Annotated in this window: 10 protein-coding genes; 5 read left to right on the top strand and 5 right to left on the bottom strand. The window is 59.4% G+C overall.

The genetic code is table 11. The features are described 5' to 3' along the window. On the bottom strand, nt 1-821 hold an 821-nt coding region (locus VGG64_13445; GenBank protein ID HEY1600606.1), incomplete at its 3' end, for a hypothetical protein. A 538-nt stretch (nt 822-1359) separates the two neighbouring features. Between VGG64_13445 and groES the strand changes: the two genes are divergently transcribed. Continuing rightward, complete coding sequence (groES, locus tag VGG64_13450; GenBank protein ID HEY1600607.1) at nt 1360-1686, top strand: co-chaperone GroES; 327 nt, start codon at nt 1360-1362, stop codon at nt 1684-1686. A 130-nt stretch (nt 1687-1816) separates the two neighbouring features. Continuing rightward, nucleotides 1817-3439, top strand: a complete 1623-nt coding sequence (groL, locus tag VGG64_13455; protein HEY1600608.1) for a chaperonin GroEL — start codon at nt 1817-1819, stop codon at nt 3437-3439. Between the two features lie 305 nt (nt 3440-3744). Here groL and VGG64_13460 read toward each other — a convergent pair whose 3' ends face one another. Together VGG64_13460 and VGG64_13465 are read right to left on the bottom strand one after the other, a co-directional pair. Continuing rightward, nucleotides 3745-4683: a transglutaminase-like domain-containing protein gene (locus VGG64_13460; protein HEY1600609.1), complete on the bottom strand. Its 939-nt coding sequence runs from the start codon at nt 4681-4683 to the stop codon at nt 3745-3747. 239 nt (nt 4684-4922) lie between these two features. Next, a complete protein-coding gene (locus tag VGG64_13465) occupies nt 4923-5249 on the bottom strand; it encodes a hypothetical protein (protein ID HEY1600610.1) in 327 nt (108 codons plus the stop codon). 377 nt (nt 5250-5626) lie between these two features. On the opposite strand from VGG64_13465, the gene VGG64_13470 reads away from it, so the two are divergent. After that, nucleotides 5627-6724 carry a hypothetical protein gene (locus VGG64_13470; GenBank protein HEY1600611.1) on the top strand — a complete coding sequence of 366 codons (1098 nt, stop codon included), beginning with the start codon at nt 5627-5629 and terminating at the stop codon, nt 6722-6724. Between the two features lie 35 nt (nt 6725-6759). On the opposite strand, the gene VGG64_13475 is transcribed toward VGG64_13470, so the two are convergent. After that, complete coding sequence (locus VGG64_13475; GenBank protein ID HEY1600612.1) at nt 6760-7182, bottom strand: NUDIX domain-containing protein; 423 nt, start codon at nt 7180-7182, stop codon at nt 6760-6762. Further along, a complete protein-coding gene (locus VGG64_13480) occupies nt 7175-7534 on the bottom strand; it encodes an STAS domain-containing protein (GenBank protein HEY1600613.1) in 360 nt (119 codons plus the stop codon). The genes VGG64_13475 and VGG64_13480 overlap by 8 nt, the downstream gene beginning before the upstream one ends. 779 nt (nt 7535-8313) lie before the next feature. Between VGG64_13480 and ftsH the strand changes: the two genes are divergently transcribed. Both ftsH and VGG64_13490 read left to right on the top strand, forming a co-directional pair. After that, a complete protein-coding gene (ftsH, locus tag VGG64_13485) occupies nt 8314-10263 on the top strand; it encodes an ATP-dependent zinc metalloprotease FtsH (GenBank protein HEY1600614.1) in 1950 nt (649 codons plus the stop codon). Nucleotides 10264-10441: 178 nt separating this feature from the next. Continuing rightward, on the top strand, nt 10442-12041 hold a 1600-nt coding region (locus tag VGG64_13490), incomplete at its 3' end, for a CocE/NonD family hydrolase (GenBank protein HEY1600615.1).

Raw genomic sequence — 12041 nt, forward strand, 5'->3', positions numbered from 1 at the left:
GCGTTCTCCTTAACGATCGCCTTGTTGATGTCGACTTTTCCGGCCGGGTCGTCGGTCGTATGGTCGATCCATTTCACGGGACCGGCCTTGCCTGGATACTCGGCCGCGAAATCAACCCCGCGCTCGGGCGGAAAGGCAACATCGAACCCATTTTCGTCGGTGTTGTCGAATGGTCCGGCCAGCTTCCAACTCATGACGTAGCCGAAATGGGTTGGCAGGTCGACTTTGTCACCAAAGGTCTCAACCTTTTTTGCCAGCAACTGGACCTGGTCCAGATCGCGGGCGGACTTTAATGCCCGGCGAAATGTATCTGCCGCCTGCTGCGCCTTACCGGACGCTTCCAGGGCCTCGGCCTCGCCAATCACTCGGGCCACGGCATCGCGGCGGAATTCCACGCTCGGATCGTCGATCATTTTCGGAATCAGGCGATCGTTCGCCGTGGGGTCGGCGCGGCAGAGCCATTCAAAGGCCAGTCGGCGGGCTCGGTTAGAGTGCTTGGTGTCGGTTGCGAACTTTTCGAGCGCGGCGGTGGGCAATTTACCGCCATTGCGCAATTGCCGTTCGGCGATCGCATCGACAGAGGCCCGCAGCCAATTGGCCGCCAGCGGGCCTGCGTCGTCGAGCGCTGCCAGAATCGTCGGCAACGATGCGGCATCGGCCGCCGAAAGCCTTCGCCATGCCTCCTGAGCGGACTGGTTGCCGGCTCCCTCGGGCCCGACTTCCTTGAGTGCTTTGAGCTGGTCCTCGATTCCCGCGGCGGAAACTGTCGCGGCGGACCAGGATAGAGAAACGAGCGTGGCAAGAATCCAAGTGCGGATCATGGCAGGCACCAAGGCGGGTTCGAGGGCATCCGTTCGGTCGGCTGACGCATTCTAGTCGGTCGCTGCGTGTTGGAAAGCGGAACCACTGTCCCAGGTTGGCGCTGCGACACCCGTCGACGCGTTTTCGGGAGTAAAAATGGATAAATTCGCGGATATTTCTCGCAGCGAATCGGCCGTGCATTGGCCCGGCTTTTTAGGGGCCGGATTCTGCGTGCCGCGCCGAATTCGACCCGCGACATCGGACAGGCCCGATTTGGTAAATCTGCCAAACTGGCAGAACTCGGATGGAATGCCCGCAACATGACTGCCGGAATTGGCTGAGTCTTGCGGTGTAACCATTCCGCAGATCGTGCGATAAGTGCTTTTTCTCACGTGTGTTGCGACATCAGCGCTCGTCTTGGCCCGGCAATTGCTTTGACGTCGGCCGGCTGCGCTACGGATACGCATAATTGGCAGCCCGTGGGATTCGGTCGCTCAAAGGGCGGCCCCTCGCTGCGGGCTATTCACATTTTCGAGCTAACTCGGAGGCGAACAAGCGATGTCGACGGCGACAAAGTCCAAGAAGCCCGCAAGCAAGATCAAGCTGCAACCGCTGGGTGACCGCGTGGTGGTCGAGCGTGAAGAGTCGGAAGAGCGGACCGCAGGCGGGATCGTGCTGCCGGACACCGCCAAGGACAAGCCCACCCGTGGCGTGATTGTCAGCGTTGGCGACGGTAAGCTGCTGGATGACGGCACGCGCGGCAAGTTGCAGGTCAAGGTCGGCGATCGTGTCTTGTTCAGCACCTATGCCGGCGACCAGTTCAAGATCGGCGATCAAGAATTGTTGTTGATGCGCGAAGACGACATCCTGGCAGTGATTGAATAGGTCGCTTGATCGCATAACGCGCTGCTCGGGCCCCCACTGGTCTGCGGCGGAGCCGGAAACGAATCACAAAAAGTAGGCGGTGTCCTCGACGGCGCCGGCTTTCCAAAAAACGTTTAGGAGAATTCAACTGATGGCTAAGTCCATTGCATTTGATCAGGAAGCCCGCGAGTCGATTCGCCGCGGGGTTTCCAAGCTGGCCCGTGCGGTCAAGGTGACGTTGGGTCCGAAGGGACGCAACGTAATCTTGCAGAAGAGCTTTGGCTCGCCGACGGTGACCAAAGACGGCGTCACGGTCGCCAAGGAAATCGACCTTGAGGACGTTTACGAGAACATGGGCGCTCGCATGGTTCGCGAGGTCGCCTCGAAGACCAGCGACATCGCCGGTGACGGCACGACGACCGCCACATTGATGGCCGAAGCGATTTACAACGAAGGCCTCAAGGCCGTCGTCGCTGGGGTCAACCCGCTGCAGTTGAAGCAGGGTATCGAGAAGGCGGTCGAGGACATCACCGAAAAACTGCACAAGATGTCGATCTCGATCAAGAGCAAGAAGGAAATGGCTCAGGTCGGCACAGTGGCCAGCAACAACGACACCGAGATCGGTGACCTGTTGGCCGAAGCAATGGAGAAGGTCGGCAAGGATGGCGTGATCACGGTCGACGAAGGTAAGAGCCTGAAGACCGAGGTCGAGTGGGTCGAAGGCATGCAGTTTGATCGCGGTTATTTGTCGCCGTACTTCATCACCGACTCCACCAAGATGGAAGTCGTTCTCGACGATCCGTATATCCTGGTATACGAGAAGAAGATCGCGAACGTCAAGGAATTGGTCCCCGTGCTTGAGGCCGTGGTGAATGCCGGACGACCCCTGTTGATCGTGTCGGAGGACGTCGAGGGCGAGGCCTTGGCGACTCTGGTGATCAACAAGCTGCGTGGCACCTTCAAGTGCGCCGCGGTCAAGGCGCCGGGCTACGGCGACCGCCGCAAGGCCATGCTTGAGGACATTGCCATCCTCACGGGCGGCACCGCGGTGTTCGAAAGCTTGGGCATCAAGCTCGAAAACCTGCACCTGACCGACCTCGGTCGTGCCAAGAAGGTAACGATCGACAAGGACAACACGACGATTATCGAAGGAGCCGGCAAGAGCTCCGACATTAAGGCTCGTATCGACCAGATTCGCCGCGAGATCGACAACTCGACCAGCGACTACGATCGCGAGAAGTTGGAAGAGCGGTTGGCCAAGCTGGCCGGTGGCGTCGCCAAGGTCAACGTGGGCGCTGCGACCGAGAGCGAGATGAAGGAGAAGAAGGCCCGCGTCGAAGACGCTCTGCACGCCACGCGTGCGGCCGTCGAAGAAGGCATTTTGCCCGGCGGTGGCGTGGCCCTGTTGCGGGCGGCCAGTTCGGTCAAGCCCGAGGGACTTTCGGCCGACCAGGAAGTCGGCTACAAGATCATCCTTCGCGCGGTTCGTGCTCCGCTGACGACGATTGCCTCGAACGCCGGTCAAGACGGCGGCATCGTGTGCGAGCGGGTTATCGAAGGTAAGGGAAACTACGGTTACAACGCCGCCACCGACGCCTACGAAGACCTGGTCAAGGCCGGCATCATCGACCCAACTAAGGTCACGCGCACGGCCCTGCAGAACGCTTCCAGCGTGGCCACGTTGCTGCTCACCAGCGACGCACTAATCGCCGAGCTTCCGAAGGAAGGCAAGAAGGGCGGCGGCGGCCACGGCGGCGACGCCGATATGTACTAGTCGAACCCTCGGAGAGACGGTCGCGGAACTATCAGAATCTGTGCCCGTTGATTGCGAAAAGAAATTGCCTCGCAGGCCGGATGCCCTTCGCATCTGGCCTGCGAGGTTTTTTTATGCGCGGGTGATTCGCTTATTGCGAGCATTCATCGACGGGCGGGCTTACCTATCAGCAGCTACTGCCTCGGCGGCGCTGGTACCTGAGCGGTCGGCCCCACGCGCGCATTTGCAGGCACTCAGGGCAGACGTTGCTCGGAGCGGGAACTTGATTTAAACCACAAGAGTGAGACAGATGCCCGCTCTGATCGTTACGTTTTGGGCTTCGCCAACTGGCGGACCCATTGAACGACCGGCTGCCCACCATCGCCCCGGAGGTATTCGGCCACATAACGCTGCGTGTCGCGCCGTTCAGGCACTTTGAAGTTATCCCCTTTTTGCAGTATTGGCCGCTGCTCGGGGATGCCGCCGAAGCATCTCACTCCCGCTGCCTGACAGGGAAACCAGTATCCTTTGCCCGTGTCGTCTTCCAAGTAGAATTCGGGATAGCAGTGGCCGGGAACCCACACCGTGCGCGCGGGTACGCCGATGTCGCGGCACATGGCAATGAACAGCGAGGTCAGTTCTTCGCAATCTCCGCTGCGGTCGTTCAGCGCGGCCAAAGCACCGCGTAGCGGTCCTCGGACGTATTTCACATTGTCGCGGACCCAGTCGTAGATAGCCTCCACCTTCTCCCAGGCTCCTTCCTTATCGGCAGAAACTTCCGTGGCCAGGGCGCGAATCTTGGGATTGGTGGATTCGATTTTGGGACTTTGAGTCAGGTACATGCGTAATTTGCGATCGAGCTTCTTGGGAATCACCAGGTTCGACGTGTTATCTGGCGGCAGCAATGTGAACCGCGAGATTTCGACCCGGGTAATCACCCGCACTTCTTCATTCGCGGCGATGCTTGGGATCGTGACCAGCATCTGCTTGACCGAGCCCCCTCCCACGTCTCGATAGGTGATTCGCCTGGCGGCCGAGTCAAACTCTTCCTCGATGGTTCGGACCTCTTGCTCGGGCCAGTCGATCGGTATCGGCATGGTTGCATACAGCCCGCTGCACGGCTCGGAGCCGGCCTTGATGACCATGCCCACCTCGTACTGCGCGATCGTTTCCTTGTCGCGCTTGGGTCCGTTCATGTCGACTTCGCCAAATTGCGCACGTGTCGGCGCGGGGGCGAACATGAATAGCAATACGCCTATAGCCATGTGCCTGGGTGCGAATCGCCAAGGCGAAGTCACAAATCGACGGGTGGCAAGGCTGTCTGGCACCGAAGGAACTCCTGCTGAAGTAAGCAGCTTCCGGTGCCGCACGAGGGAATTGGAACACGAGCTGAGGGTTTTGGCCCCAACTCTCGTCACCATTCAGTGTACCCTGGCGACCACGCGATTCCATCGCGCGTTCCGCCGCATCTTGGCCCCATAGTCCGTAGAATCTGCACGGTCGGTCAATCCACCAGCACGTCGGCCAGGCGGGAGATGCCCATCAATTCGCGGAGGCTGATCCAGGCCCGGGCCCGGTTGGGGCGAATTCCGTGTAGCCGACATTCCAGTACGTACTTCTCGCGTGTAGTCTGCGTGTCGCGCAGATCGTGAACGTCGACTTCTACCAGCTCCAAGTAATCATGGTGCGCCGCCGCCAGCTGACCTAGCACCACGTACGGACTTGTCATGTCGAGCACGATTTCCTGACCGATCAGCAGCGGCCAGAGCGATTCGACCGGCGTATTCATAGGGAGTGCAATCCCGGCTGGCCGAGGGACTTTGTCATTCATTCGGGGCCACCTCCAGTGGTCCCCCTTTTTAAAAACTAGTCGAAGCCGGTACAGGGGGCAATCGGCGTCAATACATTACCAGTCACTGTCGAAGGTGTGATCCGCAGATTACGCAGACCAATTGGACTTGGCATGGCACTGCCTTTGGCATCGCGCATTCCGCTAAAAACAGCTTCGCGACTGCTGGCACTTTGCTATGTGCATGTCTGCACAATCTGCGTCAATTGCGAGCAAAAAGCTCTTTGATTGAGAACAGCCACGAGAGAAGTCTCGCAGCATTCAGAATGCCAGCCAAGTCCCCTGCGTCCGTCAATGTTGGTGCCAGCATCCGGCTCGCCTTGACCCGCGAACGACAATTCCGTAACCTCCCCGCCGTCATGTCTCGGCACATTGGGCTTCCCTTACTCACTTTCTGTCTCGCTCTGCTCGCGCCGGCGCGCGCCGACGACGCTGCCTTGACGGTGGCGCCGCAGCCGGGCGTTGTGCTATTGCGCAATGGGCAGGCGCTAGCGGGCAATATCAGCCGGGCTGGCGAGGAATATTACATCGCGCTACCGAGCGGCGAAATCCGTTTGCGCGCCAACCAGGTCGAGCTCGTTTGTCGTGACTTGCAGGAAGGGTATGAGCGCAAGCGCTCGCGAATGGATCCCGAGCGGCTAGCAGATCATCTAGATCTGGCCATCTGGTGTATCCGTCAACGCTTGTTCGAGGAAGCAAACCAAGAAATCGCCGATGCGCGGACCATCGATGCCAAGCATGCGCGCATTACGCTGGTCGAGCGGCAATTGAAGCTGGCGCAGCAGCAGCCGACACAGAACGAACATCGGACCTTCACCAGCGACAGCGGCCCGTCGACAGAGGATCTGGACCGGCTGTTGCGCGGTATGCCGCACGGCACCGTCGAAACATTCTCCAGCACGATTCAACCACTATTGCTCAATACGTGTGGCAACGCCGGTTGCCACGGACCCCAGTCCGAAAGCAAGCTGCGTCTGTTGCGCACGCAATTGGGCAAGAGCTCGAATCGGCGCTTCACACAGCGCAACCTGTACGCAGTGATCGAAATGATCAATCGGTCGGATCCACCGGCGAGCCAATTGTTGACCGCGCCCGTGGCACCGCATGGCACCGCCAAGGCTGCGATTTTCACCAATAAAGAAGTCGTGCAGTATCGGCAACTCGTGCAGTGGGTGATGCGGGTCGCCAGCGGACCGGTGAATGAACAGCCAGCAAGCGTCGAGCGGTCGGCCGAGCCATTACTACAGCGGCTCCCGGCGGCAACAAAGAGCACAGGCGAAATCACACCGGCCAATCTTCTCTTGGTGGGGCGAAGCGAGGCCCGTGCCCCGGCGGCGTCTGTCGGCAAAAATGTAGACAAGAAACCCGCCCGCAAGCAACCGGCCGCAAGCGATGACCCTCCTGGAGATCCATTCGATCCCGAGATCTTCAATCGGCAGTTCCTGCCGCCCGAATAGCGCGCGATAGCATCTCGATCCGCGTGCATCCCGCCCTATATCGCCAGCGAGCGATCCGCGCGCAGGACTTGTAAGAACTCGCGGTTGCTGTCGAGTAAACCATCGAGCAATTCCAACTGCTCGACGGTGAACCAGTGGATGCTCTGCACTTCGGCAGGATTGGCAATCGGCTGGGCATCCTCTGCCAAGTCGGCTAGCCACCACGCCAGATCGATACCCCATTGCGTTTTGCTGCGCCATAGTCGGCGCACGGGTGTCACAGCGATCGAAAGTTCCTCGCGCAGCTCGCGCACGAGCGCTTGCTCTTCGGTTTCATTCCTTTCGATGCCGCCGCCGGGAAAGCAATATTTGCCGGGTGCGGAAATGCCTTCGGCTCGGCGAATTACGAGCAACGCTTGATTGCGTAAGATCACGGCCACGGAACCGCGCCGCGCGGGCCGCCGGGGGACATCACTCATTGGCTGTCGCGAGGGCCCTTTCGCGTGCCGCCTGCTCGTCGTTTTCGACATTCAGGATCGTATCCAGGTGCAGCACTTTGAGCACGTCGCGAATCACGGGGGGCATCGAGTGAATGACGAATATGCCACCGGCGCGTCGAAAACGACGGTGGCATTTCAGCAGCCAGCCAACGCCGCGGGAATCCATGTAATCGGCCCCTTGCAGGCCCAATAGTACCCGCGTGGTGTACACGCCTTCGCCAAACTGTTCGGCAAGCGGCTCTTCCTCATGATCGAAGGCACTCTGCGTAATCTGCCCACAGGCCGTGAGGCTGGTCACATCCCCGTCATTTGATATGGTCTCGAAGCGCATGGCCGAACTCTCCCTGCGACAGGCGAAATTGTGACGGTGTAAATGCCCAGTCTGCAACGCGACCAATATCCTTTGCCCTAACGGCTGGTCACGGCAGCCACCACTTGATTTCGCAAGGCGCGTTTTGTCTGCTTCCTTGGCACGACAGACGGTTGATTATGGGCGCCTAAGAGACCCAAGGTCCAGTGTCGGCGCCCCAAAAGCACGTTTTTAAGCACCTCCAGAAGTGGGAGCCAATTGCTGAATGGCCGACGCGGTCGCGCCCTTCGTAGTAATGAAAGCACGCCGGCCTTTCTCCTGGGTGCGGGAGAGAAGATAGCACCGAGTTCGCGATGGCGGGGACGGTAAGAGGAAAATGGCAGGGCGAGACGGCTTGGGAAGTGTCTAACGCCCCCCCGCAACTACCAATTGTGCCGACCTTCAGAGTCGCCCCCCCCGGATCGAAATCCGTCGATTTATGCGGTACAATTCCGCAGGCTTGCTGGAAACCGGCTGGCCAATGCTTATAGCCGGCGCGATAGCTGCGGCCAAGGCGTGGCGAAACAGCTAGAATAACCCGAAAGGGAAGTACCGGGTCGCCCGCATCCTCAGCGATTCGATGCCAGCCGGCCGTCTGCCATGTGTGCTGGGCAAGGAGGCCGTTTTGGCGACGGCACGCAGAATCCGGCGCGTCGAGGCTTGGTCCGATCGCGCTTGCACAGCGTAAGAACCAGAAGAGAGGCATTTGCAGTATGGATCAGCAGCCCCGTCCCGGTGGCCCGCCCGCCCCCCAAAATCCCGTGCCTGCGCGGCCCCGGCCCACGACCTTTTGGCTGGTGCTGCCGTTGATTGTGGGCAGCGTTTTCGCGGTGTTCTATCTCACCAGCGATCAGACGAAGCGTTCGAGAATTCCCTACGGATTCTTTCTCGAGCAGCTCAAGGCGGACAACGTCTCACAGGTGCGCATCAACAACGCCAAGATTCGCGGCAGCTTTAAAAAGATCCCCGAACCTCCCGCCGAAGAAGAAGGCCAACCCAAAACGGCGCGTTCCTTGCAACAAGACTTTTATGCCGACGTGAGCCCGCTGGCGGGGCAAGACCTCGATCGGCTGTTGTCGGAAAAACTGCACGATCGTTACGACGCCGACGAAGTCACTGATGGCACGATGACCGTGATGCTCTTTTACCTGGGCATGACGGTGCTCTTGCTGGTCGTAATGTGGGTCATGTATCGCCGCGCCCGCGATCAGTTCATGGGAGGCGGGATTCTCGCCGGCTTCAGTAAGAGCCCGGCCAAGCGTTACGACACGGGCAAAAAGCGAACGACGTTCGCCGATGTGGCTGGTCTGGAGGGTGTCAAGCAAGACCTCAGTGAAGTTGTCGAGTTCTTGAAGAGCCCGCAAAAGTTCCAGCGTCTGGGAGGCCGGATTCCCAAGGGGACGCTGTTGATGGGGCCTCCAGGCACAGGCAAGACGTTGCTCGCCAAGGCCGTCGCCGGTGAAGCAAACGTGCCGTTTTTCTCGATCAACGGCTCTGAATTCATTCAGATGTTTGTCGGCGTCGGCGCCGGGCGGGTTCGCGACATGTTCAAAACCGCCAAAGAGGCCGCGCCGTGCATTTTGTTTATCGACGAGATCGACGCCGTCGGGCGCGTCCGCGGCGCCGGATTGGGCGGCGGTCATGACGAGCGCGAACAAACGTTGAATCAGATCCTCAGCGAGATGGACGGTTTCAGCCCGAATGAGGCCGTGATCGTGTTGGCGGCCACCAATCGGCCGGACGTGCTCGATCCGGCGCTATTGCGTCCGGGGCGATTCGATCGGCACGTTACCGTCGATCGGCCGAATCTCAAGGCGCGGATGGCGATCTTCAAGGTACATTGCCGCGACGTACCGCTGGACGATAACGTCGATATCGAACGTCTTGCCGGCGGAACGGTGGGGCTGACCGGCGCTGATATCCGCAACCTGGTTAACGAGGCCGCCTTGTGGGCCACGCGCCAGGGCAAGGACAAAGTCAGCATGGACGATTTCGAGGTCGCCCGCGACAAGATTCTGATGGGCCCCAAGCGCGAAGAAGTGCTCACCGGCAAAGAAAAAGAAATGACCGCCTACCACGAGTCGGGGCACGCGCTGTTGGCTTGGATCGTGCCGGGTGGCGATCGATTGCATAAAGTAACGATCATTCCCCGCGGTCGAGCTCTGGGGGTGACGCAACTCTTGCCGGAAGAAGATCGGCTTAATATCGGCGAGACCGAGCTACACGCCCGGCTGGTCTTCATGTTAGGGGGGCGGGCGGCAGAGAAACTGGTTTTCGACGAATACAGCGCCGGCGCCGAGGACGATTTGAAACGTGCCACACAGTTGGCGCGCCGCATGGTGACCCATTGGGGGATGAGCGAGCGACTTGGCCCAGTGGCCTATCGCACCAGCGAAGAGCATCCGTTCCTGGGAAAGGAATTTCACGAGCAGCGCGAGTTCAGCGAGCACACGGCGCAACTCATCGACGAGGAAGTCTCGCACATCCTGCACGCCGCCGCGAACAGGGCACGGCAGCTATTGGAGGAAAATCGCGGTAAGCTCGATATGATGTCGCGCGAGTTGTGTGAGCGAGAGATTCTCGACGAAAAAGAGATCGAAGCGATCATCGGGCCATCGCCTAATCGAGCCAGTGCCAACGGCCACGTCGTGGCGCCGCATAAAACTCCGGTCGAGGCCGTGCAAGTCGATTCGTCAGCTCATCCCTCGTAACTCGCCGGTTTCGGTCCGAACGTGGGAATTATTGGGCCGGCAGTCTAATCGTGGCACTGGCGGCTTCGAGAGCATTTGCTCGCACCACCGGTGTCAAGTGCCTATCATGGACCCGCCGGCGGTCCTTTCGCCTGCATCGTCTGCCGCACCATGATCAGACATCAGGGGGAACATCGGTATGTGTCGATCCGCCATTCGTCGTGCGCTGGTCGCGATTGCCAGCATCATCGCACTCTGGACTTCGGCACGGTCGGCCTGCGCGCAAGGGCGCGACTATGTTGCTTCGCACTATACGAAGTACGAATACCGCATTCCGATGCGCGACGGCAAGAAACTCTTCACCGCGGTCTATGTACCTAAGGACCAGTCGCAGTCTTATCCGATTATGCTGCTGCGCACGCCGTATAGTGTGCGACCCTATGGCGCGGATCAGTACAAGGCGGACCTGGGACCGAGTCCGTTGTTTGGCCAGCAGGGATACATTTTCGTCTATCAGGATGTGCGCGGACGATGGATGTCCGAGGGAGATTTTGCGCATGTGCGCCCTTACATCGCCCACAAGAGCGGGCCGCAGGATGTGGACGAAACGAGCGACACGTGGGATACGATCGATTGGCTCGTCAAGCACGTGTCGAATCACAATGGACGCGTGGGAATGTGCGGTATCTCTTATCCGGGCTTTTATACGTCGTGCGGCATAATTGACGCTCATCCGGCGCTGGTGGCGGCATCGCCGCAAGCTCCGGTAGCCGATTGGTTCATCGGCGACGATTGGCACCACAATGGCGCGTTTTTTCTGGCGCATGCTTTTGGCTGGATGTCGTCGAATGATCGATTCCGTGCCACGCCCACCAAGAAGTTCACGTTCTCATACGACTACGGCACACCGGACGGGTATCAATTCTTTCTGAACTTGGGGCCGCTATCGGAAGCCAACAAGCGGCATTTCAAGGAAGAGATGCCCCATTGGGACGAAGTTGTGCAACACGGCAATTACGACGAGTTCTGGAAGGCCCGCAACATTCGGCCGCACTTGAAAAACATTCGTCCTGCCATCATGACCGTCGGGGGCTGGTTCGACGCCGAGGATTTGTATGGCACTATGGAAACCTATCGCAGTGTGGAAGGGATGAGCCCGGGCAGCACAAATGTCTTGGTCATGGGCCCCTGGCGCCACGGTGGCTGGGCGCGTGACGGGGGCGATACACTGGGCGACATCAACTTCAATGCCAAAACAGGTGAGTTTTATCGCGAAAAAATCGAACTCCCCTTTTTCGAGTTCCATCTCAAGGGGAAGGGCGAGCCCGCACACCCCGAGGCATGGGTCTTTGAGACCGGCGCCAACGAATGGCGTAAGTATGACGCTTGGCCTCCCAAGACGGCGCAGCGGCGCTCGCTATATCTGGCCGCCCATGGAAGGCTATCCAATGACCCACCCGGTGCTAGTGAATCTGCCGATGCACACGATGAATATCTGAGTGACCCGCGCAAGCCGGTGCCGTTTATGAAAGGGACCTTCGTCGGCATGCCAACCCGCTACATGCTCGAAGATCAGCGCTTTGCGGCACAGCGCCCCGATGTGCTGGTCTATCAAACCAGCGTGCTAGAAGAGGATCAGCGGATTGCGGGGCCGGTCGAAGTCGAATTGCATGTATCCACGACTGGGACTGACGCGGATTTTGTCGTCAAGCTGATAGACGTTTACCCCGACGATTATCCCGATCCCGAACCGAACCCGACTGCGGTGCGGATGGGCGGCTATCAGCAACTGGTGCGTG

It is taken from the genome of Pirellulales bacterium (genome assembly GCA_036490175.1).
Classification (GTDB): domain Bacteria; phylum Planctomycetota; class Planctomycetia; order Pirellulales; family JACPPG01; genus JACPPG01.